At 67.0% G+C, this 21675-nt stretch carries 24 protein-coding genes; 18 read left to right on the forward strand and 6 right to left on the reverse strand.

The features are described 5' to 3' along the window. Positions 1-22 precede the first annotated feature (22 nt). A complete protein-coding gene (locus PV772_RS03075) occupies positions 23-364 on the reverse strand; it encodes a hypothetical protein (protein WP_141159616.1) in 342 nt (113 codons plus the stop codon). A 77-nt stretch (positions 365-441) separates the two neighbouring features. On the opposite strand from PV772_RS03075, the gene PV772_RS03080 reads away from it, so the two are divergent. The 4 genes from PV772_RS03080 (at position 442) to PV772_RS03095 (ending at position 3801) form a co-directional block, all read left to right on the forward strand. Continuing rightward, entirely contained in the window at positions 442-987 is a 546-nt protein-coding gene (locus PV772_RS03080; RefSeq protein ID WP_347885317.1) for a PAS and ANTAR domain-containing protein, read from the forward strand. A gap of 244 nt (positions 988-1231) precedes the next feature. Beyond that, entirely contained in the window at positions 1232-1663 is a 432-nt protein-coding gene (locus tag PV772_RS03085; protein ID WP_347885318.1) for a hypothetical protein, read from the forward strand. A 99-nt stretch (positions 1664-1762) separates the two neighbouring features. Beyond that, entirely contained in the window at positions 1763-2980 is a 1218-nt protein-coding gene (locus PV772_RS03090) for an MFS transporter (RefSeq protein ID WP_347885319.1), read from the forward strand. Positions 2981-3099: 119 nt separating this feature from the next. Next, on the forward strand, positions 3100-3801 hold the full coding sequence (locus PV772_RS03095; protein ID WP_141159619.1) for an alpha/beta hydrolase: 702 nt from the start codon (positions 3100-3102) through the stop codon (positions 3799-3801). Here PV772_RS03095 and PV772_RS03100 read toward each other — a convergent pair. Further along, positions 3770-4900: an FAD-dependent oxidoreductase gene (locus PV772_RS03100; RefSeq protein WP_347885320.1), complete on the reverse strand. Its 1131-nt coding sequence runs from the start codon at positions 4898-4900 to the stop codon at positions 3770-3772. The two genes, PV772_RS03095 and PV772_RS03100, sit on opposite strands and share 32 nt — an antisense overlap. Before the next feature lie 133 nt (positions 4901-5033). Here PV772_RS03100 and PV772_RS03105 point away from each other — a divergent pair, with 133 nt between their 5' ends. Next, entirely contained in the window at positions 5034-5798 is a 765-nt protein-coding gene (locus PV772_RS03105) for a TetR/AcrR family transcriptional regulator (protein WP_347885321.1), read from the forward strand. Here the strand turns inward: PV772_RS03105 and PV772_RS03110 are convergent. Next, the gene (locus PV772_RS03110) at positions 5710-6072 is read right to left on the reverse strand and encodes a cytoplasmic protein (protein WP_210411377.1); all 363 of its coding nucleotides are present in this window, start codon (positions 6070-6072) and stop codon (positions 5710-5712) included. The two genes, PV772_RS03105 and PV772_RS03110, sit on opposite strands and share 89 nt — an antisense overlap. Positions 6073-6140: 68 nt before the next feature. Here PV772_RS03110 and PV772_RS03115 point away from each other — a divergent pair, with 68 nt between their 5' ends. The 6 genes from PV772_RS03115 (at position 6141) to PV772_RS03140 (ending at position 9935) form a co-directional block, all read left to right on the forward strand. After that, positions 6141-6746, forward strand: coding sequence for a TetR/AcrR family transcriptional regulator (locus PV772_RS03115; protein WP_210411379.1), 606 nt, complete (start codon positions 6141-6143; stop codon positions 6744-6746). Positions 6747-6939: 193 nt separating this feature from the next. Then, a complete protein-coding gene (locus tag PV772_RS03120; protein WP_347885322.1) occupies positions 6940-7491 on the forward strand; it encodes an alternate-type signal peptide domain-containing protein in 552 nt (183 codons plus the stop codon). Between the two features lie 72 nt (positions 7492-7563). Next, on the forward strand, positions 7564-8175 hold the full coding sequence (locus PV772_RS03125) for a hypothetical protein (protein WP_141159624.1): 612 nt from the start codon (positions 7564-7566) through the stop codon (positions 8173-8175). Further along, positions 8165-8794, forward strand: a complete 630-nt coding sequence (locus PV772_RS03130) for a signal peptidase I (RefSeq protein WP_347885323.1) — start codon at positions 8165-8167, stop codon at positions 8792-8794. The genes PV772_RS03125 and PV772_RS03130 overlap by 11 nt, the downstream gene beginning before the upstream one ends. Further along, on the forward strand, positions 8795-9283 hold the full coding sequence (locus tag PV772_RS03135; RefSeq protein ID WP_347885324.1) for a hypothetical protein: 489 nt from the start codon (positions 8795-8797) through the stop codon (positions 9281-9283). 277 nt (positions 9284-9560) lie between these two features. Then, complete coding sequence (locus tag PV772_RS03140) at positions 9561-9935, forward strand: VOC family protein (RefSeq protein ID WP_347885325.1); 375 nt, start codon at positions 9561-9563, stop codon at positions 9933-9935. A gap of 194 nt (positions 9936-10129) precedes the next feature. On the opposite strand, the gene PV772_RS03145 is transcribed toward PV772_RS03140, so the two are convergent. Next, complete coding sequence (locus tag PV772_RS03145; RefSeq protein ID WP_347885326.1) at positions 10130-11035, reverse strand: phosphatase PAP2 family protein; 906 nt, start codon at positions 11033-11035, stop codon at positions 10130-10132. Positions 11036-11071: 36 nt separating this feature from the next. After that, the gene (locus tag PV772_RS03150) at positions 11072-12256 is read right to left on the reverse strand and encodes an MFS transporter (protein ID WP_347885327.1); all 1185 of its coding nucleotides are present in this window, start codon (positions 12254-12256) and stop codon (positions 11072-11074) included. Between the two features lie 53 nt (positions 12257-12309). Between PV772_RS03150 and PV772_RS03155 the strand changes: the two genes are divergently transcribed. From PV772_RS03155 to PV772_RS03180, 6 genes are all read left to right on the forward strand, one after another. Beyond that, entirely contained in the window at positions 12310-13299 is a 990-nt protein-coding gene (locus PV772_RS03155) for an ABC transporter ATP-binding protein (protein ID WP_347885328.1), read from the forward strand. Between the two features lies 1 nt (position 13300). Then, positions 13301-14923, forward strand: coding sequence for an ABC transporter permease subunit (locus tag PV772_RS03160; RefSeq protein ID WP_347885329.1), 1623 nt, complete (start codon positions 13301-13303; stop codon positions 14921-14923). After that, positions 14920-15447 (forward strand): MarR family transcriptional regulator, encoded by a 528-nt coding sequence (locus tag PV772_RS03165; protein WP_347885330.1) that lies wholly within the window; start codon positions 14920-14922, stop codon positions 15445-15447. The genes PV772_RS03160 and PV772_RS03165 overlap by 4 nt, the downstream gene beginning before the upstream one ends. After that, complete coding sequence (gene corA / locus PV772_RS03170; RefSeq protein WP_141159633.1) at positions 15444-16460, forward strand: magnesium/cobalt transporter CorA; 1017 nt, start codon at positions 15444-15446, stop codon at positions 16458-16460. The genes PV772_RS03165 and corA overlap by 4 nt, the downstream gene beginning before the upstream one ends. 31 nt (positions 16461-16491) lie before the next feature. Beyond that, positions 16492-17532 carry an o-succinylbenzoate synthase gene (locus PV772_RS03175; protein WP_347885331.1) on the forward strand — a complete coding sequence of 347 codons (1041 nt, stop codon included), beginning with the start codon at positions 16492-16494 and terminating at the stop codon, positions 17530-17532. A gap of 201 nt (positions 17533-17733) precedes the next feature. Beyond that, positions 17734-17973, forward strand: a complete 240-nt coding sequence (locus tag PV772_RS03180; RefSeq protein ID WP_347885332.1) for a hypothetical protein — start codon at positions 17734-17736, stop codon at positions 17971-17973. A 34-nt stretch (positions 17974-18007) separates the two neighbouring features. On the opposite strand, the gene PV772_RS03185 is transcribed toward PV772_RS03180, so the two are convergent. Further along, positions 18008-19180 carry a serine hydrolase domain-containing protein gene (locus PV772_RS03185; RefSeq protein WP_347885333.1) on the reverse strand — a complete coding sequence of 391 codons (1173 nt, stop codon included), beginning with the start codon at positions 19178-19180 and terminating at the stop codon, positions 18008-18010. A 304-nt stretch (positions 19181-19484) separates the two neighbouring features. On the opposite strand from PV772_RS03185, the gene PV772_RS03190 reads away from it, so the two are divergent. Next, the gene (locus PV772_RS03190) at positions 19485-21551 is read left to right on the forward strand and encodes a PhoX family phosphatase (RefSeq protein WP_347885334.1); all 2067 of its coding nucleotides are present in this window, start codon (positions 19485-19487) and stop codon (positions 21549-21551) included. Positions 21552-21675 lie beyond the last annotated feature (124 nt).

Genomic DNA, 21675 nt, shown 5'->3' on the forward strand with positions numbered 1-21675 from the left:
TGCAGCGCGATGGCTCCCCAGGTCAGACGACTTCGGGGAGCCTTCCCGTTAAGACCGAAACCGGTGCTGAGGACCAGCGCTCGCGTTCCGGCTCGTATGAGATCACCATGGACGGGTCGCTCTCGCGCGCCTCGTCGATGGCCAGCAGCAGGGCGTCTTCCATGTGCCTGGCGTATTCCAGCCGCTCGGGCAGCGAACCCTCCAGACCGCCGTCGTCGATCAGCACGTGGCCCTTGCCGTCCACGATGACTTTCAATGAATACCCGCTGTCCTCGTGAAGGGACCCCCGGGTGGATGAAATTTCCGTGACCCGGTCTGCCCGGACCAACCCGTTGCCCAGCGTGCGGATCCACACTTCACCCATGAAATGACCTCCCCTTGGCTGTGGGCGCAGATCATCGGCGCCCCATAAGGCGAACGCTACTCCTTCGCGGGCAACTTGTGACCCCCGCAGTTTTACGGGGCCTGCCGCGCCAAAAGCCGGTGTTCGGCATCCACGGCCTCAAGCCAGGAGAGGTGGTGCCCACCCTGGAACTCTTCATGGCCCACAAGCATCCGCTGGACCGGGAGCCTGTCCGCGCCCTCTGGGAAAAGTTGCTGGACGGCGGCGGCCAAGGCGCGCTCCTCCAACGGGTCATTGACGTGCGCGGCAAGGAGCGGCGCGTTTTTTCCGCAGTCCAGGCCATTGCCGATCCTTCGGGCCACGTCGGGTACGTCCGCGGGTTCATGGTGGACGTGACCCAGAGCCTGCGGATCGAGTCCCAGCATGCGGCAGAGGAGGCCATTGGGGGGGCCTACGGACACAAGGCCCTGATCGAGCAGGCCAAGGGCGTTGTCATGGCGCTGCGGGGTGTGGACGGGCCGGCGGCGTTCCAGGTCCTGGCCACCAGGAGCCAGCACACCAACACCAAGCTGCGTTTTGTTGCAGAAGAACTGGTGAACGCCGCGGCGGACGGCAAGGCCGATGAACTGCTGGCGGGCTACTGATTCCCCGGCAGCATTCTCCCGGCCCGGCTCCCGCCGGCGCCCGTGGGACCTTCGGCACTTCCCGCCGTCGCACGCCCTGCGCGACTCTGGTTGCACGTCCGCTGGCGCCCAGCAGCCCCCTCCCTGCATCGATTGCTGGGTATCTGCCGTTTTGAGCGCTGTAAAAACGACCGGTACGAAGCAACCGATGCCGGATTAGGGGCGCTGCGGCGGGGGGGCCAGGCAACCGGTGAGGAGGGTGGCGATGGCAAACAGGACCAGTGCTGGCCGCAGCGGCAACATAGGCTCCGCGATCATCAACGCCCTGCTGCTGTACGGGATCAACATCTGGCCCGGGTGGCAGGTGCTGCCGTTCCTGACGGCGGACATGGCAAGGGCCCTGGGCCTGATCAATGCCTCGTTGATCGCCGGCATCGTAGTGAACCTCGTGTGCGTGCTGATCCGCTCCAGGGCGCTGCTGGCACTGGGAAACCTTGTGGTCATAGGCATCGGGGTGGCCGCCATGCTGCGTCTCTGGGAAGTCTTCCCTTTCGACTTCGGCACTGCCTGGTCCGGCTGGCCCATCCTGGTGCGTGTCTTCCTGGTCCTCGGAATCGTGGGCTCGATCATCGGTGCCGTCGTGGAACTGGGGAACCTGTTCCGCGCCCTTGCCGGGCTGGAGCCGCGGGCACGCTGAGGGCCGGCCGAACCGCAGGACCATCAGGGCGGCCCCGGAAACTCCTGGCACCCCTGCCAATGCGGGAGGTCCGGATCGGGCGGCCATAGGATAAATCTAATGACTTCCCCGGACGACCCCGAGCCCTTCAACCTGCGCAGCATTGCAGTGGCCGCCTTCGGCCCCACCTTGCTTTTCGGAATCGGGCAAGGTGCCATCCTGCCGGTGGTGGCGTTGTCCGCCCGCGACCTTGGTGCCTCGGTGGCGGTGGCAGCGCTGATCGTCACATTGATCGGGCTGGGGTCCTGGTTCTTCAACCTGCCCGCGTCCCTGGTGACCCTGCGATTCGGTGAACGCTGGTCCATCGTGGGGGCCGCCGTCGCCGCCGGCCTGGCCCTGGCGGCCGCCGCCACGTCCTCACTGGCACCGAACGGGCTGTGGCTGCTCGCCGTGGCGATGACCGTCGTCGGGATGTCCGGAGCAGTGTTTGGCCTGGCGCGGCAAAAATACCTCACCGAGGCGGTACCCGTGGCGTTCCGTGCCCGCGCGCTGTCCACGCTGGGCGGCGTGAACCGGATCGGGGTGTTCATCGGCCCGTTTGCGGGGGCGGCGGTGATGCAGTTCTTCGGCATCGCCGGCGCCTACTGGGTGGGCGTGGTGGCCATGGCGGCCGCCGCCCTGCTGTCCCTCACCATCCCGGACCTAACGACGCCGGAGGTACGCACGGGTGCGGACGCCGGGCCCCAGCCCACGCTCCGCAGCGTTGCGGTGTCCCATGCGGGCGTGTTCCTTTCGCTGGGGGTGGGCATCCTGCTGCTCAGCGCGCTGCGGTCCTCCCGGCAGGTGGTAATCCCACTCTGGTCCGACCATCTGGGCATGGACGCCACCTCCGCCTCCCTGATCTACGGGCTGTCCGGCGCTATCGACATGCTGGTGTTCTACCCGGCCGGAAAGCTCATGGACCGCAAAGGCCGGCAGTGGGTGGCCGTACCCTCCACGCTGCTTATGGGGACCGCCCTGCTCCTGATCCCGCTGACAGGGTCCTTCGTGGGGTTGCTGCTGGCCGCGCTGCTGATCGGGTTTGGCAACGGCATCAGCTCCGGGCTGGTAATGACCCTCGGTGCCGATTTCTCGCCGGACCGCGGCCGCGGGCAGTTCCTGGGCCTCTGGCGGTTCATGGCCGACGCCGGGTCCACCGGGGGGCCGGTCCTCCTCTCCGGGGTGACCGCGCTTGCCTCCCTGGGCCCGGGCATCGCCGCCACGGGTGTCCTGGGGTTCGCGGCGGCGGCCGTGTTCGCCCTCGTGATTCCCCGCCTGAAGCACCGCCGCAACTACTAGTTGCTCCATCAGATATGGTCCCTAAACCGGGGCTTTGGCGGCTATACCTGATAGGGCAACAGGGCGTGTTGGCGCGGCCTGTTGGTGGGTAGGGCGCGCGGCGCGGCTATTCTCGACTCATGAGTGATCCCGGCGCCGCTGCCCGCATCAGTCCGCTGCAGAAGGCTGTGTGGTGGGCGCAGGACTACGTGTACGCCGCGGTCTGGCAGGTCCGCGGATTTTTCTCGCGCGTGCAGCCGGCGTCCTTCCGCAACGGGACCCGCGCACCCGTGGTGATCATTCCCGGCGTGTACGAAAACTGGCAGTTCATGATGCCGCTTATCCAGGCCATCCACGACGCCGGGCACCCGGTGCATGTGGTCACGGTGCTCCAGCGCAACAAACTGAAGGTGCCGGACGGCGCCAAGCTGGTGGCGCAGCACCTTGAGGAGGCGGGGTTGCGCGATGCCATCCTGGTGGCGCACAGCAAGGGCGGCCTGATCGGCAAGTACACCATGCTGTCCCTGGATCCCGAACACCGGATCGACCGGATGATCGCTGTGTGCTCGCCGTTTTCCGGCTCGCGCTACGCCCGTTACATGCTGCTTCCCAGCCTGCGGATCTTCTCGCCGCGGAACGCCCTGACCCTCCAGATGGCGCGCGAGCAGACCGTCAACAGCCGCATCACTTCCCTGTACGGGCCGTTCGATCCACACATTCCGGAGGGGAGCGTCCTGCCCGGGGCCACCAACATTGAGCTGCCGGTGGCGGGGCATTTCCGTATCCTTGGCGACCCCGCCACCGCCCGCATCATTGTGGAGCAGCTGAACCTTCCGGCCTGACTGTGCCGGCCGCGTTGCCCAGTGCATTTGCTGGCCGCGGCGCTCTTGCGGCGATGTGCCGGGCGATGAAGGCCGCATCCCTGCCCACGCCGTTCACCATCGAGGACGCCAGCGACTGCTGGAAGGTGGCCCCCAGGAAATACAGCCCCTGCGTTTTGGCTACGCCGCGGACCTGCTCCGGCTCCCCGTCCGGGCCGGTCACCGGCAGGTCAATCCACGCCAGGTCCGGCCGGAAACCTGTGCACCAAATGACGTTGGTGATATCAAGCGTTCTGCCGTCCGCGAGCTGTGGGCGGCCGTCTATGGCGCCTTCCGTCCTGGGGACACGTTCGACGCCGGCACGCACCAGATCACGGTCCTTCACCCGGACCAACGGCCCGCTGTGGGCGAGGATGTGCGGCCGGGCTTTCCGTCCGGCGGGCGTGTTGAGGTTCACGATGTGTGAGAAGGCGAAGAAGACGGCGAGGGTGAGCGGGCGGGCCGCCACGGCGTCGATCGGCCAGGGGATCTGGCCCGGGTGCCGGCCCGAAAGATAAACCTTGTGGGTGGACGCGAGTTCAAGCGCGACGTCGGCTCCGGAGTTGCCTGCCCCGACCACCAGGACGGGGCCTGCTGCCAGGTCCCTTGGGCCCTTATAGGTGCCCGCCGTGAGCTGCCTGATATCCGGGCTGAGCTGGTCAGCGAAGGCCGGCACCTTTGGCTTGCGGTCCCAGCCGGGGGCGACCACCACGTTGTCTGCCGCCAGGTTTTGGCCGTCAGTTTCGATGGTGAAACTGTTTCCGTTGTGGCTGAGGCGGGTGACCCTGCGATTGTTCCTGACGGGCAGGTGGAACGTCTGCGCATAGCTGCTGAGGTAGTCGGCGAATTCTTCACGCGACGGGTAGGACCAGGGCGCGGCGGGATAGCGGCTGCCGGGAAGGGCGTCGTACCGGGCAGGGGTGAAGAGTCTGAGGGAGTCCCAGCGGGTGCGCCAGCTGTCTCCGGTCCGTGGGTTCTCATCGAGGATCACGAACGAACGCCTGGCGCGGGACAAGTGGTAGCCCATGGCCAGGCCTGCCTGGCCGCCGCCTATCACCACGGTGTCGAAGTGCTCTGACATGCTGCCCTGCCCTTCCGTCCCTGTTCCGTTGCGTTGACGCGGTGCGCTGTGTCAGTGCCCTGCGCAGCGGTCCGGGGCTTCCTGCTACAATTCATCCGAATAGTATTCGGATGAAATAAGGCTAGGCCCGGCGATGAGTGAAGTCAATGTCCCCGCCCGCCGCTACCACTCGCCCCGGCGGAAGGAGCAGGCGGCCGCCACCCGCGAGGCCGTGCTGGTTGCCGCCCGCGAACTCTTTGTGGGGGAGGGGTACCGGGCCACCACCGTGGCGGGCATTGCGCGGCGGGCCGGAGTGGCCGTCGACACCATCTATGCCACCATCGGGCGGAAGCCGGACCTCATGCGTGAAGTGGTGGAAACGGCCATCTCGGGCACCGGCCAGGCCGTGCCCGCTGAACAACGGGACTATGTGATCCGCCTGCGGGAGGCGAGCGGGGCGGCCCGGAAAATTTCGATCTATGCGCACGCGCTGGCCGGCATCCAGCCCCGCCTGGCGCCGGTTTATCTGGCCCTTCGCGATGCCGCGGGCAATGACCCGGACTGCGCAGCGCTCTGGACCGAGATCTCCGAACGGCGGGCCGCCAACATGCTTAAGTTCGTGGAGGACCTTGCCGCCACCGGCGAGCTGCGGACGGACCGCCCGGCCGCTGAACTTGCCGATGTTGTCTGGAGTATGAACGGTCCCGAGTACTGGGTGCTGCTGGTGGGCCAGCGCGGGTGGGCGCCCGGGCAGTTCGCCGAATGGCTGGCCGATGCGTGGTGCCGACTGCTGCTGCTGGCAGGGGGCCGGCCCGGGGGCTGTCCGGCAGCTAGGAATCGGCGGGGCCAAGGGGGGCGGCCTGGGTGGCCGGCTTATCACGGCCGGGGCTCTCCAGACGTGGCTCCTTCAGCTCGATAAAAAGGCAGTGTGTAGGCGTGGAGCCGGTATTCGTCCCGGAATGTTCCTGCGCGTCGAGCCAGCGGGCCTGCCCTGCCCGCAGGTCCACATCCGCTTCCCGGTCTCCTGAACGGAGGCGGCGGGTGAAGGAACTGAGCGTCACCATCACGCTGTCAGGGTGGGAATGGGTGCCGGTGGTGTCTCCGGGGCCGTCGCTGTACTCGAGGACGCGGACCCGGTCGTTTTCGAAGACGAGCCGGTAGTGCTGCGGATTCACTGCAATGGGATCGGCCACGGGAAACCCCTCGATGAGTCTTTTATGGGACATCCGTACCATAACGGTACGTCTGTATCATAAGTCTTGTGTCCGTACGCCACAATGAAAAATATCTGGAGACCGGAAGGACCCGGCAGAAGTCGCGCACCCGTGAAGAGCTGGTGTCTTCGCTCCGGGACCTGCTGAAGGACGGGCAGGATCCGTCGGTTGCGGAAGTCGCCGCCATTGCCGGTATATCCCGGACCACTGCCTACCGCTACTTCCCGGACAAGGAGGCCCTCCTGCACGCGGCCCTCCCCGAAACCGGGCTGGGGTCGCTGCTTGGTGAGGATCCGCCGTCGGACATCCGTGCCCGCCTGGAACGCACCCTGGAGGCGCACTTCGAGTTCATCCGCGCCTGGGAACCGCAGCTGCGGGCGTCCTTGCGGCTGTCCCTGACTCCCGGCGCTGCCCGGCCCGCCCTGCGCGGCGGCCGCGCCGTGGGCTGGTACCGCGACGCCCTGGCGCCGCTGGAATCCAACGGATCCGGAATCGACACCGCCGCCCTGGCCGTGCGGCTTAGGGCTGTTGCCGGGATTGAACCTTACGTCTGGCTGCGGGATGTGGCAGGTCTGCGGCCGGACCAGGCGTTCAGTGCCATGCGTGCCAACGCACTGGACATTCTTGGCGCCGAAATGAGCCGGCAACAGTAGCTGCCGCGGTGCCCCGGCAGGCGAGGCGCCAAGGGCGGCATTTGAGGTAGAAGCGCAGGTCAGGCCTCGGTTGAACTTTCAAATACCTTGAGGATTTGTTGACTCTTTACCCCCTCGCTTCCTGAGGTTGGGCGTGCAAAGTGGTCCCCAGTTAGACAAAAGGAACGAACACGACAAAGTCTGAGGGGACATCATGAAGAACAGCACTCTGGTTAAGGGAACTGCCGCTATCGCCGTCGGCGCTGCATTGCTGCTGGGCGGCGGGGGTACCCTGGCCAACTGGAACACGGCCGATACCGCTAACCCCGGAACCATCGTGGCCGGAGACATGAACGTCAAAGCCCCGGCCGGCAAGTGGATGGCAGGTACCACCGATGTCACTTCCCAGATCAATGCCGGTACTTTCCATGTAGTGCCGGGTGACACGCTGGTCTATACCCAGACTCTCTCTGTAAAGCTGGTTGGTAACAATATGGCTGCCACCATTGGCCTGGATAAGTCTGTCGTCAGTAACTTCACGGACAAGAACGTGAAAATTGATCCCCTGAAACTCACGAATTCAGCGGGCGATGTCCTTCCAACCACTGTGCTTTATCCGGTGAGTGGAAGTGACACGCAGACGGTGAACGCAGCAACCACCTTCCAGTTCTTGAGCACTACCCCCAATCTTGAAGACGTTAACGCGGCGTACAACCTAGGCAAAGTGACATATACCCTGCAGCAGGTTGCGAAGCCCGCTTCCTAATTTCGATCTGGCCGGGCGGTTCAAGCGCCCGGCCAGAAACAGCAGGAGACGCACCAACACCAGGAGGGGACCATGCGCACGAAGCGCAGGCTGCAGACGGCAGCTTTGGTCGCCTTCGCAGTGGTCCTGGGCCTGTTCACCGTGCAGGGAACCTACGCACTCTGGAATGCCGTGGCATCGGCAACTCCGGGCACCATCACGTCGGCGTCATTCGATACGACGCTGCAGGCGGTCAACACCGGCACGACGACCAACATGACGCTCGCGGACGGGAAGACCTCGGCGACCCTGACCTTGTCTCCGGCAGGGACCTTAGGGCCGGGAACCTCGGTCTACGGCGGCGTGGTGGTCACCAACAACACCAACGCCGGCGGCCAGTTCAACACCGCCATCACCGTAGGGGCGCCGAGCCTGGCGAACCTCAACGGCGGAGTCCTTGCCACCTACATCATCGTGAGCGCGAAGACCGCCGTTTCCTCGACGGAATGCAGCTCCAGCACCGGCTACGCGCAGATCGGCACCAGCGGCCTCGTCTCGCCCACGGTGGGCAAAGGCGCGTCCACCATCTTCTGCTTCCAGGTCAGCCTCGCCTCCGGCACCCCGTCAACAGTGAAAGGACAAGCAGTGACGATCTCCCTTCCACTCACCGCACGTCAACTCTGCGGGGTGCCCAGTGGCTGCTGACTTGACCGAACGCCTTCTCGGCGGAGACACCGAACCCGAATCTCCGGCAGCCGCGCCAAAGCCGGCACGCGGGCGCAAAGCCGCCTGGACCGCCGTCGGACGCTTCCTGAGCATGGCCGCCATGCTGGTGGCACTGTTCGCCGCCCTGGTACTGATTGTGGTGCCGGTGGCGACGGGTTCACAGTCCTACACAATCCTCACCAAGTCCATGGTCCAGAAGTACCCGCCGGGAACGTTCATGGTGATGAAGCCCGCGCCGTTTGACGAACTCAAGTACGGCGACGTCGTCACCTTCCAGCTCTATTCCGGCCGGCCGGACGTGGAAACGCACCGGATTGTCGGCTTCGGTTCCACCCAGCAGGGCGAAAAGACCCTGATCACCAAGGGCGACAACAACGGAGCCAACGATCCAGAACCGGTCCGCGCCATCCAGGTCAAGGGCAAGCTGTTCTACGCCGTCCCGTACGTGGGTTTCGTGGCGAACTTCCTGGGGAACTCAGACCGTGGCACATGGACGGTGATCGCAGCGGTGGCGCTGATCGGCTATGGAGCCATCACGGTGTACACGTCCCTCCGCAAGACCCGCAAGGGCGATGAGCCGGCTGCCGAGGCTGCGTAGATGGCACGGTTCCGGACCCTTCCAGGCGCGGCGCTCGCCGTCGGGGCCTTCGTACTTACGGTGCTGCTCGGTGCCGGCGCCGCCGCGGCGTCCGCACTCTGGCAGCAAAGCGCGACCGCGACCATGACCGCCACCGCATCCGGAACCTGGTCCCAACCTGTGTTCAACACCCCCGTGTGCAGCAACGTAGACAACGCGAACAAGTACGTATCCCTGGCATACTCGGGTTTCTCCGAGCCTCCAACGAAGCTCACCTTCTCGGCAGCCGGAACCAACGGGGTCTACGGGGCAAGTTCGGACCTGGCCGGCCCGTTCGGTACTTCCGGGAGCGTATCGCTCTTCGGAGACTCCACGATTTTCACCCAGGTCACCACCACCCCGGCGACGGTCAGGATTGTGGCCGCATTCGCAGGCGGTGCCCAGGCCACCGCGTATGTGAAGGTGGGCCTGGAGATCGGCACGGGAAACAAGAAGATCTATTGCGCCTGAGCTTTCCTCTTGCCAGCTCGGCGGAAGAAGGTGCCGCTGCATCCCCCCATGCAGTGGCACCGTCTCCCGCCGAGCTGGTTCCCGGGATTCTGGCGACGCGCAAATGCTTCTCCGACCGACATCGTCCGCGACGCTCCTGGAATGTGGGCCGCGCAAGGGAATGAGCGAGTCGAAGAAGGAGAAGCGGGTCGAAGGTGGCTGTGGGCCGCGGCGGGGAAGAGGCGGGTCGAGGAGGAAGATCCGCGTCGTAGCACCACACGGTCCTTACACTGGCACCATGTCATGCCGCATCAGTGAACTGGTCCTGAACTGCGCCAACCCGGAACTGCTCGCGCGGTTCTGGAGTGAAGTCCTTGGTTATGTGGAGCTGGACAGGGAGGACGGGGCGATTGAGATCGGGCCGGAAGCCGGGTTCGGCGGACTGCAGCCCACGATCATCCTGAGCCCCAGCAGCAACCCGCGGGTGTGGAGGCTTCCGCTGCACATCGACGTCAGCCCCGTGGACCGGGACCAGGACGCCGAGCTGGAACGGCTGCTGGCCCTCGGCGCACGGCCGGCGGACGTGGGGCAGGCCGGCGACGAGCAGTGGCACGTCCTGCAGGACCCCGAAGGGAACGAATTCTGCCTCCTGCGCAGGCGGCTCGAGCCCTGATCGACGGCCGCCGCGCGCCGGAAAAGCAGGAATGCCTGGTGGCGCCCACTTCAAAACGCCGCCCAGGCACCAGCAACTATCCATCGCCCCCATCAAGCCCGGGGACCGCAAATCCTCAAGGTTGGCTCAAGACTTCCCGGCGGTAAGCCCGGCCGTGCTCACTTGGGACTTCGGGGAAACCGCGGGCTGAGCGGCTACCGCCTGTGGACGTCCCGCCGGCGTGCGGCAAACGCAAACAGCGACGTTGTGGCCACGGTGGCCAGGTAGCCCGCGATCACGATCAGCGAGATGCCGGCCCAGAAGTAGTTGGTGGTGCTGGATTCCTGCCAAGGGCTCGGCGCGATCCGGATCAGCGAATAGACCGCCACCCCGGCTGAGGCCAGTCCGATCAGCACCGGCAGCGTGAGCCAGATCCGCGCAGAACCGATATGGTCACCGAACCCGTCCCACTCGTTCCACGACCCGCGCCGGAGGATCAGCCAGCCCGCCGGAATCATGAAGGCGCCCACCAGCAGGAACGCGGCCACCACGTCGGCCGGCCGGTGCCACTGGTTGATCAGCGTGGACACCCCGGACGCGATGGCGAAGGAGCCGCCAATGAAGCCGGCCATCGGGCGCCAGCGGGGTGAGGCCATGAGGAACACCGCCGCCGCAGCGGACGCGGCCAGGGTGGTGTGGCCGGAGGGCAGCGAGTTCAGCTCCAAAGTCAGTACCCCCTTGTCCGGGCGCGGCGGCAGCAGGTCCTTCAGCACCTGGGTGGCAACATTCGCCCCGATGCACGCTGCCACGGCAATCCCGGCTTCAACCCAGTGCCGCCGGATTACGGTGACAAACAGGACCACGACGGCGGCCATCACCAGTGAAATGGTGGGCAGCCAGTCGAGGAACTGGGTAGCGGCCTTGCCGGCAGGTCCGTGGATCTGTACCGCTTCCACCAGCGCGGACTCATCAATGAACTGGCCCGTGGTGGTCTGGACAAAGAAGCAGTAGGTGGCAAGCAGCCCGGCGACGCACGCCACAGTGGACAGCACGAACAGGAACGCCGAGCCCGGGGCAGGCCGAGCCGGAGTCCTGGTGGAGAGTTGCCGTGAAGAAGTCATCGCCCTTAACCCTGACACAAAAAGCTGGAAGGCCGCTCAGTCGGAAGGCCTGACCGGGTCCAGCCGGGGAATGGCAGCGGCAGCCACCAGCAGTGCCAGCGCGCCAAGCCCGAACGGCAGGGCCGTTGCCGTGGCGATGGCCCCCACCAGCAGGGGTCCGCCGGCATCCCCGAGTTCGCGCCCCAGCTCTGCCGAGCCCATGGTCCGGCCCATCCGCTCCGGCGGCGTGGTGTCCGCCAGGTGCGCGAACCCCAGAGGGGTGGCCACGCCGATCCCGCACCCGATCAGCGCCGCCGCGAGGAAGATGGTGACCACTCCCGGGGCGGCCGCCACCAAAGCGATGCCCACGGCAACCAGGAGCAGGCCCGCCGTCGTGCCCTTGTTGTCGCTGACGGCGTGCCGGTCCCGCAGCCTTCCGATCCACGGCTGCGTCAGCACCGAGCCCAGTGCCACCACGCTCACCGCGGCCGTGCCGGCGAACGCATCAAGCCCGTGGCGGGTGGCCAGCGCGGGGAGGAAGCCGACGGCGGCGCCGAGCGCCCCGGTCGACGCGGCAAGCACCAGGGTGGGGACCAGGAAACGGCGCTCGCCCACCTGCCGCGCCAGGTCCATCACCGTATACCGCTTCCGCGGCAGGGGTGCCAGATGCGGCACCGAGAGCAGCACCCACACGGCCGTGGCCGCCGCCAGCGCGGACAGGGCGCCGAAGAGCAAGGGGAATCCGCCGGCCAGGATCAGCCCGGCGCCCAGCGGCGGCCCAATGATGTAGCCCAGGCTCTTCCAGGACCCGTACCGGCCAAAGTAGGTTCCGGCTTTTCCGCCGCGGGCCATCCTTGCCACCATGGCGGACGACGACGGGGAGAACGCAGAGGCCGCCGCGCCTTGTCCCAGCCGGGCGAGGGCAAGGAACAGCGGGTCAGCTGCGCCGAGGCCAATCAGGGACAGCGCGGCGAAGGCGAACAGGCCGCCGACAATGACGGGCTTGGCGCCAATGCGGTCGCTCAGGGCGCCGAACACGGGTTTCAGGAAGACCTCGGCCACGTCGTAGAGGGCCAGGAGGATGCCGAGGTTAAGCAGGGTCAGGCCGATGTTTTCGCTCTCCGCGCCCAAAGCCGCTGCGATGCTGTGGGCTCCGAAAGCCGAGACGAATCCCGCAGCGTAGAGTGGCGCCGTTGCCTGGCGGGTGGCCTGCGCGCCTGGCGGGGAACTGTCGGAGCTCATAGCTGGGACTTTAGTACCTTCACAAAGTTGTGAAAACTTCGAAGACTTGAACCATGAAGACCGTTGTCCAGACAGTGAACCTGCACAAACACTTCGGCCAGGTCCGGGCCCTCGATGGATTGGACCTGGACGTCCAACAGGGGGAAATCCACGGCTTCCTCGGCCCGAACGGCGCCGGGAAATCCACCACGCTCCGCGTCCTCCTGGGCCTGGCCAAGGCCACCTCCGGGTCCGCCACCGTCCTGGGGCTTGAGCCGTGGACCCAGGCCGTGGAACTGCACCGCCGCCTGGCCTACGTTCCCGGTGACGTCCGGCTCTGGCCCAACCTGTCCGGCGGCGAAACCATCGACCTGCTCTCCCGGCTTCGCGGCGGCACCGCCGACGCTGCCGCCTACCACCGCCGGAAGGACCGCCTGTGCCAGGTCTTCGACTTCGACCCGGCCAAGAAAGGACGCGCGTATTCCAAGGGCAACCGGCAGAAATTCGCGCTGATCGCCGCACTGGCGACCGAAGCCGAGCTCTACCTCCTGGACGAGCCCACCAGCGGCCTTGACCCGCTCATGGAGGAAGTGTTCCGGCGGGAGTTGCTGGCCGCCGTCGAACGTGGTGCCACCGTGCTCCTGTCCAGCCACATCCTCTCCGAGGTGGAGGTGCTCTGCCAACGTGTGAGCATCATCCGCGCCGGCAGGATTGTCGACGGCGGCACGCTGGACTCCCTGCGGCACCTCACCAGGTCAGAGGTTTCCTTCGCCGCGGACGGCCTGGACGCTGAGGCCCTGGCCCGGCTGGGTGCGGTGCATGACCTGGCATACGACGCCGGGCGGATCAGGTTCACCGCCGATTCGGACCGGATCGCCGAGGTACTGCCCGCGCTGGGCGCCTTGGGCGTACAGGGGCTGACGATCGTTCCGCCGTCGCTCGAAGAGCTGTTCCTGCGGCAATACGGCGACGCCCCCGCGGACGAAGGCACCCACGCCGGCGCCCCCGGCGAAGACCAGCACGGTTCCCGTCGGCACCTGCTCGGCGCGAGGGGGCGGGGCTGACATGGGCGTCCTCCTGGTCCTCTGGGGCCAGCGGCTGCGCCGGGACCGCTGGCAACTGGTCAGCTGGGTGGTGGCCATCGGGGCATTCGCGCTGTTCGCGGCCGCAGCCGTCACCCAGACCTACGGCAATGCAGCCAGCCGCACCGAGATCCTGCAAGTGGCGATCGCCACGCCCGCCATCCTGATGCTGCGCGGCCTTCCCCGCGGAGCGGACCAGGGAGCCTTCACGTTCTTCCTGATCTACGCCTTCCTTGCCCTGCTGGCCGGCCTGATGAGTACCTTCCTCGCCGTGCGCCACACACGGGCGGACGAGGAGACCGGCGCCGCCGAACTCATCGCCGCCACGCCGGCAGGCCGGCTGCTGCCCTACACCGCCACCCTGCTGCACGGCATCACGGCCAACATCCTGGTGGCGCTCGCAGTCTTTGCCGGGTTCGCCGCCCAGGGCCTGGACCCACAAGGTTCCCTGACCGCCGGAGCCGCAACGGGCGCCGTCGGCCTCGCCTTCCTGGGCGTGGGCCTGCTCGTGGCCCAGTTCATGGGGACCTCACGCGGGGCCAACGGCGCCTCGGCCGCGCTGGTGGTCCTGGCCTACGTGGTGCGCGGGATTGGCGACGCCACCGGAACGCCGGGGGCGGACGGGACCACCATGACCGAAGGCGCGGCCAGCTGGTTCTCACCCATCGGCTGGGGCCAGCAGACCTTCGCCTACTCAGGGAACCGCACCTGGCCGCTGCTGCTGGTCGTGGCACTCGGCGTGGCCTGCCTCGCCGCGGCGTGGCTGATCCTGGGCGCGCGCGACGCCGGCGCGAGTGTCTGGGATACGCGGCCGGGACGGCCCGGCGCCCGGGCCTCGCTGCGGAGCCCGGCGGCGCTGGCCCTCCGCCTGCAGTCAGGATCGATCATCGGGTGGGGGCTCAGCGGCCTGGCCCTGGGGCTGCTGGCGGGGTCGCTGGGGAAGGCGATTGCCGCCGTCGACACCCCTGACACGAACATCACCGCGGTGCTGCGGGCCATGCTCCAGTCGCAGGGGACCTCACTGACCCAGCTCATGGTCTCCGTGCTGTTCATGATGGCCGGGGTCCTTGCGGCAGCATGCGCACTGCAGGCGGTGATCAGGCTGCGGCAGGAGGAAGCAGCCGGGACCGCCGAACTGCTGCTGTCCGCTCCGGTGGGGCGGGTCCGGTGGCTTGCCGGGTACCTGGTGCTGGGCGCGGCGGCCGTGGTGCTGGTGGTGGGCCTCGCCGCGGTCGGGGCATGGGCCACGCTCACCGGCACCGGGGACGGGTCCATGCCGGCCGATGCCCTCTGGCAGACCGCCGTGGCCCAGCTGCCGGCGGCCATGATCTACCTCGCGGTGCCCGCCCTGGTGTTTGTCCTGTGGCCTTCCGCCACCGTCGCCGCCAGTTGGGGGCTGCTGGCCCTGGGCGTGATGCTGGGTATTTTCGGCGGCATGCTGGGCATCGACCAAAGCCTGCGCGACCTGTCCCCGTTCACCCACACGCCCGTGCCGCGCGGTGACGCGACTGATTGGAGCGGAGCGTGGTGGATGCTGGCCATTGCCGCGGTGGCCGGGGCGCTGGCTGTCGCGGTGATGCGGCGGCGGGAGGTGGGGTCGGCATGAGCGCCGATGCCGAGGTGGCCGCTCTGGACGAGCTGACGGGCGGCGCTGGTGCGGGTGCCCGTGGTGTGGACGCCACCGCCGCGGCGGCCGAACGGACGGCCGCCGCGTTCGCCGCTGCGGGGTTCCCCAAGATGCCCGCCCGGACGCTGTTGGCGCTGGTGTCCTCGGAACAGGGCAGCCTCACCGCGGCAGAGCTGTCGGAACGGCTGGGGGCCAGTGCGGCGGCAGTCTCCGGCGCCGTGCGCTACCTGCAGACGGTGGGCTTCGTGCACCGGATCTCGCAGCCGGGCAGCCGCCGCGACCTGTACGCGCTGCATGAAGACGAGTGGTACGTGGTGTCCATGCGGAACAGCCCGGTTTACGACAAGCTTGCGGCACTGACGGATGCCACCGCCGAAACGCTCCCGGACGGATCCCCGGCACGGGCACGCGTGGCGGACATGGCGCGGTTCTACCGGTTCCTCAACTCACGGATGCCGGCCCTGCTGGACGACTGGGAGCATGAGCGGGAGGCGGCACCGTGACCATTATCGACAACGCGGTATATGTGAACGGGCTCCGCACTGAGGACCCCGAAGACCTCGACGAGACGTACTTCCTGCTCCGGCAGCGCGAGGGGATGGCCTGGATCGGCCTGTACCGGCCCGACCCTGAGGAACTGCAGTCCGTAGGCGAGGAATTCGACCTCAACGCCCTGGCCGTCGAGGACGCGCTCGCCGGCCACCAGCGGGCCAAGCTGGAGCACTACGGCGAGTGCTTGTTCCTGGTACTGCGGCCCGCAAGGTACCGGGACGACGTGGAGAAGGTCGACTTCGGCGAAATCCACGTCTTCGTGGGCGATGAGTACGTTGTCACCGTCCGTCACGCAGAGTCCCCGGACCTGGCCAAAGTCCGCCGCCGCATGGAGGCCATGCCGGAGTTCCTGGCCCTGGGCCCGGACGCGGTGCTCTACGGAATCCTGGACCAGGTGGTGGACGAATACGAGCCCGTGGTGGCCGGCCTGGAGAACGACATCGATGAAATCGAGGACGACCTCTTCGGGGCCGATCCCGACGTGTCCCGCAGGATCTACGAGCTGTCCCGCCAGGTCATCACCTTCCAACGGGCCACCAGCCCGCTCGCCGGGATCCTGCAGGCCCTGATGGCCGGAACTCCGGACCGCGACCAGGCAACAGAACTCCGGGACCACTACCGGGATGTCCTGGACCATGTCATCCGGCTCAACGAACGCGTTGCCTCCTTCCGCGCCCTGCTGCAGAACGCCCTGGCCGTCAACGCCGCCCTGGTGGCCCAGCGCCAGAACGATGAAATGCAGCGCATGACCGAGTCCAGCTTTGAACAGAACGAACAGGTCAAACGCATCTCCTCCTGGGCTGCCATCCTGTTCGCTCCCACCCTGGTGGCATCCATTTACGGCATGAACTTCACCAACATGCCCGAACTGGCCTGGACCTACGGCTACCCTTATGCGCTGGGCCTGATGGTGGCCATGGGCCTGGTCCTTTACCTGGCGTTCAAGCACAACAAATGGATCTGAACCACGCGGCCCGCCGCGTACAGTAAGCGGCATGCCCAACCCCGGTTTTCCGCCTTCCCCCTATGGCACGCCCCGGCCAGTTCCGCCCCTCGACGAATTGCTTGCTGACGCCCACGTGGTCACCCTGCCCATGAGGGTGAAGTTCCGCGGCATCATGCAACGCGAATCCCTCCTGCTGCGCGGTCCCGTGGGCTGGGGCGAGTTCTGTCCCTTCCCGGAGTACGGCGACGCCGAGGCCTCGCGCTGGCTGGCCGCGGCCATCGAGGCGGGATGGCAGGGGTTCCCGGACCCGGTGCGGACGTCGGTGCCGGTCAACGCCACGGTGCCCGCCGTCGCCGCGGACCGGGTACCGGATGTGCTGGCACGGTTCGGCCGGGTGGACGCCGTCAAGGTCAAGGTGGCGGAGCGGGGGCAGTCACTGGACGACGACGTATCCCGGCTGCGTGCCGTGCGCGCCGCTTTGCCGGATGCGGCCATCCGCGTGGATGCCAATGGCGGGTGGGACGTTGCCGGCGCCGTGGAGGCGTTGACCCGGCTTGCGCCCGTTGGGCTGGAGTACGCCGAGCAGCCGGTGCCTTCCATCGAGGGCCTTGCCGAGGTCCGGAGGCGGCTGCAGGAGGCCGGGACGCCGGTGCTGATCGCGGCGGATGAGAGCGTCCGGAAGGAAACCGATCCCCTCCGGGTGGCACGGGCGGGCGCGGCGGACCTGATCGTGGTCAAGGTGGCGCCGCTTGGGGGAGTGCGGCGCGCCCTGGACATCGTGGCACAGGCCGGACTCCCCGCCGTCGTCAGCTCCGCCCTTGACACCTCCGTGGGCATCCGCGCCGGCCTGGCGCTGGCCGCCGCTCTGCCCGGCCTGCCCTACGCCTGCGGCCTGGGCACCGTGTCGCTTTTTGAATCCGACGTCATCCTGGATCCCCTGGTGGCCGACGACGGCGCCATCCGCCTCCGCGACGTGGCCGCCGACGCCGGGCTGCTGGAGAGGTTTGCGGCTCCCGCGGACCGGCGGGACTGGTGGCTGGACAGGCTCCGCCGTGTCCACGCCCTCCTCACCCCGGCGACTGCTGAGTAAGCTGCCGTTTTCACGCCCTCCTCACTCCAGCGACTGCTGAGTAAGCTGCCGTTTTCACGCCCAGAGGGCAGTTAGCCGGCATTGGATGTCGCTGCAGGTGGCGTCCTGCGGGTGATTGCCGGAGGGTTGCGGGGCTCCTATCATGGTTCCACCGGTTCCTCCCTGCACCGAACAGGGACGTTACTTAAGGTCGCGAGTGCCATGGTGATACCTTTCAGGCATCAGGCGGATGAATCGAAAAAGCGGGAAAACTCCGGGGAGCATCACCGGCTGCACCTGGCGGAATGGCTGAGGCGGGAGGACGAGGGCATCGAGCGTGCCTCCAGCAGTATCTTCCTCAGCAGCCATGACCGGCCCCTTGCCCCGCAACGGACCTGCATCCAGGGGCACGAGATCCTGCCGGGGGAGGACCACTGCTCGCACGGGCATCCCGTGGGTTGAGGAAGACGGCCACCAATCGGGGAGTGGTGTTTCCTCATTTGGCCGGCGCGCACAGCCGGTCGAGGGCCTCGTTAAGGGTTGACTCGATTTGGCCGACCAGGAGTTCGCGCATGTTCTGGGTGGACTCATCCTCCAGCTCTGTCGGAAGCGGCGGGGTGGTGACGGTCATCGCGGCCTGGTAGCGCCCGTCGCTGCTGCTGACCGCCACAGTCTGATAGTCCCAGAAGAGCCCCCTGCCCGCGTAGCGCGGCTGGGGCGAGCAGCCATCTGCGTGTTCCCAGAGGCCCAGCCCGTACGGCGAGAAGACGGTCTTCGCCGTCATCGCGCCCAACGACGCGGCGGAGATTGCCCGGCCCTGGAAAAGGGCCGCCATGAAGTGGTTCATGTCCTCCACTGTCGACACGGCGCCCACGGCCGGCGAACCCGCACTGAAGATGTTGTCGGTGGTATCGATCCGCTCACCCCGGAGGGTCACATAGCCGTGGAGAAGCCCGGATTCGAGCGGGTCGAGGTGGTGCAGGGTGGTGCTCTTCAAACCAAGCGGACCAAAGATCTCCTCACGCATGACGGTGGTGAAGGGCTTATGCCGCAGTTCCTGGATGAGCAGGCCGAGTGCGAGGTAGTTCGTGTTCGAGTACCTAAAGGAGCCGACGCTGGACCCATCCCACGGGAGGGTGCCGGCCAGCTGCAAACCCCGCTCCATCGTCATCGTCCGGGAAACACTTGGGCGGAAGTCGACGTCGCGCGGCAACGCATCGTTGGCCTCCGGCATGCCAGACGTGTGGCTGAGCAGCTGTCTCACGGTGATGGGGCCCGGAGGCTTGAGTGCTGTGAAGCCGGGGATGACGTCGTTTACGGGGTCGTCCAGGCCGATGAGGTGGTCGTCGACGAGTTTGAGTACTGCCACGGCCGTCATCGTTTTGGTGACGCTGGCGATCTGCACCCGGTCGGTGGGCTGTGCCGGGGTCCTCGTTTCAAGGTCGCGCATGCCAAAGGCCTTGGACCACTCACCTTCCGGCCATTTGACCTGCACGACGGTGGCCACCGCGCCGTCGTTCATGAACAGCTTCACCTGGTTTTCAAGGGAACCGAAGGGGTTGGGGGAGCTTGGGGAGGGGGCGGGCTCGTCCGGGGTGTAGGTGCAGCCGGTCACGGCGAGGACGGCGGCGAAGACCGCCCGCCGCCACACAGGTCTGTTCGTGCTCATGCCGGGGCATCCGCTCTGGACAGGGTGACGTGTTTGGGCCGCCTGCAGCGCCGTGTCCGGCCAGACCTCTGATGGCGCCGTCCGCCCAGCACTCCAATTTTAAGTCCGCCCACCGCCAGCGGGAAGCAGCCGTTGGATGTTCAGCCAACCCACGGAACGGGGCGGTACCACCTGCATTGACGGATGAAACGTTCCTGCAGGTCACGGGCGGTTAACCCTGGATTCATCAAATGGATGGGTTTCCTTAGGAAGCGGCTGGAAGGGTGATCGGGCACCTCAAGGACATTCCTTCGAAAGGTTCCCCATGTCTGAAACTGCCCGCAAGTTCACCCTGCTGCCCATGCTCGGCCATACCAAGGGCAAGCGCAGCCCGGTCACATGTGCGCTCAAGTGCGACAACGCCTGTGCCGGCGACGTCTGCAACACCAGCTCCAACAGCTACTTCCGCGACATCGCCTCCGCCACGATGTCCCGCCGCGCCGCCCTGGGCCTTGGCGCCGCCGGAGCGCTCGCCGTCGCCCTCGGTTCCGCCGTAAGCTCCGCCGAGCCTGCCTCCGCCGCGGGCCTGTCCAAGGCCGCCAAGGAAGGCTTCGGCAACTCCAAGCTGCAGTTCACCGCCATCAAGCCCGTGGACAAAGCGGTTGACGCCTTCACCGTGCCGGAGGGCTTCACCTGGCAGCCGATCATCCGCTGGGGCGACCCGCTGTTCAACGATTCCCCCGAGTTCGACCTGAACAACCAGACCGCTGCCGCCCAGGCCCGCCAGTTCGGCTACAACAACGACTACACGGACATCGTGGAAATCCCGGGCAGCAAGGGCCGCCGCGCAGTGCTGTTCACCAACCACGAGTACACCAACGAAAACATCATGGTCCCGGCCGGCTACGACCCGGTGGAAACCCGAGCTATCGGCCGCGCCGCGCACGGCCTGGCCGTGGTGGAACTCGAGCGCAAGAACACCACCAAGCCGTGGAGCTACGTCAAGGGCGCCCCGCTGAACCGCCGCTACCTTTCGGACACCACCTACGAACTGACCGGCCCCGTTGCCGGCTCGTCGCTGGTGAAGACCGTGGCCGACCCGTCCGGCCGCGCCATTAAGGGCACGTTCGGCAACTGCTCCGGCGGCACCACCCCCTGGGGCACCATCCTTTCCGGCGAGGAAAACTTCAACGGCTACTTCGTCTCCGCCGGCACGGCGGCCAGCGACAAGCGCTACGGCCTCACCGCCAAGCCCACCGCCCGCAAGTGGGAACTGGACGACCCCCGCTTCGACACCCGCAATGCCGGCTACGAGAACGAGGCCAACCGCTTCGGCTGGATCGTGGAAGTCGACCCGTTCGACCCCACCTCCACCCCGAAGAAGCGCTCCGCGATGGGCCGCTTCAAGCATGAGGGCGCCAACGTGATCGTGGCCGAATCCGGCCATGTAGTTGCCTACATGGGCGACGACGAGAAGTTCGACTACCTCTACAAGTTTGTCTCCAAGGGCAAGTACGTCGAAGGCGACCGCAGGAACAACATGAACCTGCTCTCCGAAGGCGACCTCTACGTCGCCAAGTTCACCGGAAACTCGCCGGCCGCCGAAATCACGGGCACCGGTGTGGTCCCCTCCGACGGCGCATTCGACGGCACCGGCGAATGGCTGCCCCTGGTGGTCGGCGGCAAGTCCGCAGTCCCCGGCATGTCCGTCGAGGAGGTCCTGGTTTACACCCGCCTGGCCGCGGACAAGGTGGGCCCCACCAAGATGGACCGCTGCGAGGACGTCCAGCCCAGCCTGCACACCGGCAAGGTGTACGTGGTCTGCACCAACAACTCGGACCGCGGGACCGGCACCAAGGAAGGCGCCACGGAGGTCAACCCGCGCACGCAGAACCGCGACGGCCACATCGTGGAAATCACCGAGACCGGTGACCAGACCTCCACCCTGTTCAACTGGACCCTCCTGATGGTCTGCGGCGATCCGGCGCAGGGCGATGTCACCTACTTCTCCGGCTACCCGGCGGACAAGGTCTCGCCCATCTCCTGCCCGGACAACGTGGCTTTCGACTCCGTGGGTAACCTCTGGATTTCCACCGACGGCGCCCCCTCCGGCATTGGCTACAACGACGGCCTCTTCAAGGTCACCCTGGACGGCGCCGAGCGCGGCAAGGTGGAGCAGTTCCTTTCCGTTCCCCGCGACGCCGAAACCTGCGGCCCGGTCATCCACGACGACGAGCGCACCGTGTTCGTTTCCGTGCAGCACCCGGGCGAGGAAGGCACTTTCGAGGCGCCGCACTCCTTCTTCCCGGACTACGTCCCGGCAGGCACGACGCCGGCCCCCGGCCAGGTGCGCGCGCCCCGTCCCTCAGTGGTCCAGGTGTTCCGCGGCTAACCGTCTGCCCACCACGGACGCGCCATCACCTTTCGGCGCTTTTTCCCGGACGCCCCATCACCTTTCGGCCCGCTGCGGCAGGAGGTGATGGGGCGTTTCGGCTTTAGGGGCAGGAGGTGATGGG

This window comes from Pseudarthrobacter sp. CC12 (assembly GCF_039907755.1).
Classification (GTDB): Bacteria; Actinomycetota; Actinomycetes; order Actinomycetales; family Micrococcaceae; genus Arthrobacter; species Arthrobacter niigatensis.

Excerpts from the sequence above, each read along its gene's own strand:
- PV772_RS03160 (WP_347885329.1), top strand. The coding sequence starts at position 13,301 with ATGGGCGTCCTCCTGGTCCTCTGGGGCCAGCGGCTGCGCCGGGACCGC.
- PV772_RS03105 (WP_347885321.1), top strand. The coding sequence starts at position 5,034 with ATGAGTGAAGTCAATGTCCCCGCCCGCCGCTACCACTCGCCCCGGCGG.
- PV772_RS03175 (WP_347885331.1), top strand. The coding sequence starts at position 16,492 with ATGCCCAACCCCGGTTTTCCGCCTTCCCCCTATGGCACGCCCCGGCCA.
- PV772_RS03135 (WP_347885324.1), top strand. The coding sequence starts at position 8,795 with ATGGCACGGTTCCGGACCCTTCCAGGCGCGGCGCTCGCCGTCGGGGCC.
- PV772_RS03185 (WP_347885333.1), bottom strand. The coding sequence starts at position 19,180 with ATGAGCACGAACAGACCTGTGTGGCGGCGGGCGGTCTTCGCCGCCGTC.
- PV772_RS03180 (WP_347885332.1), top strand. The coding sequence starts at position 17,734 with ATGGTGATACCTTTCAGGCATCAGGCGGATGAATCGAAAAAGCGGGAA.
- PV772_RS03165 (WP_347885330.1), top strand. The coding sequence starts at position 14,920 with ATGAGCGCCGATGCCGAGGTGGCCGCTCTGGACGAGCTGACGGGCGGC.
- PV772_RS03140 (WP_347885325.1), top strand. The coding sequence starts at position 9,561 with ATGTCATGCCGCATCAGTGAACTGGTCCTGAACTGCGCCAACCCGGAA.
- PV772_RS03190 (WP_347885334.1), top strand. The coding sequence starts at position 19,485 with ATGTCTGAAACTGCCCGCAAGTTCACCCTGCTGCCCATGCTCGGCCAT.
- PV772_RS03120 (WP_347885322.1), top strand. The coding sequence starts at position 6,940 with ATGAAGAACAGCACTCTGGTTAAGGGAACTGCCGCTATCGCCGTCGGC.
- PV772_RS03075 (WP_141159616.1), bottom strand. The coding sequence starts at position 364 with ATGGGTGAAGTGTGGATCCGCACGCTGGGCAACGGGTTGGTCCGGGCA.
- PV772_RS03150 (WP_347885327.1), bottom strand. The coding sequence starts at position 12,256 with ATGAGCTCCGACAGTTCCCCGCCAGGCGCGCAGGCCACCCGCCAGGCA.
- PV772_RS03095 (WP_141159619.1), top strand. The coding sequence starts at position 3,100 with ATGAGTGATCCCGGCGCCGCTGCCCGCATCAGTCCGCTGCAGAAGGCT.
- PV772_RS03145 (WP_347885326.1), bottom strand. The coding sequence starts at position 11,035 with ATGACTTCTTCACGGCAACTCTCCACCAGGACTCCGGCTCGGCCTGCC.
- PV772_RS03085 (WP_347885318.1), top strand. The coding sequence starts at position 1,232 with ATGGCAAACAGGACCAGTGCTGGCCGCAGCGGCAACATAGGCTCCGCG.
- PV772_RS03100 (WP_347885320.1), bottom strand. The coding sequence starts at position 4,900 with ATGTCAGAGCACTTCGACACCGTGGTGATAGGCGGCGGCCAGGCAGGC.
- PV772_RS03090 (WP_347885319.1), top strand. The coding sequence starts at position 1,763 with ATGACTTCCCCGGACGACCCCGAGCCCTTCAACCTGCGCAGCATTGCA.
- PV772_RS03155 (WP_347885328.1), top strand. The coding sequence starts at position 12,310 with ATGAAGACCGTTGTCCAGACAGTGAACCTGCACAAACACTTCGGCCAG.
- PV772_RS03125 (WP_141159624.1), top strand. The coding sequence starts at position 7,564 with ATGCGCACGAAGCGCAGGCTGCAGACGGCAGCTTTGGTCGCCTTCGCA.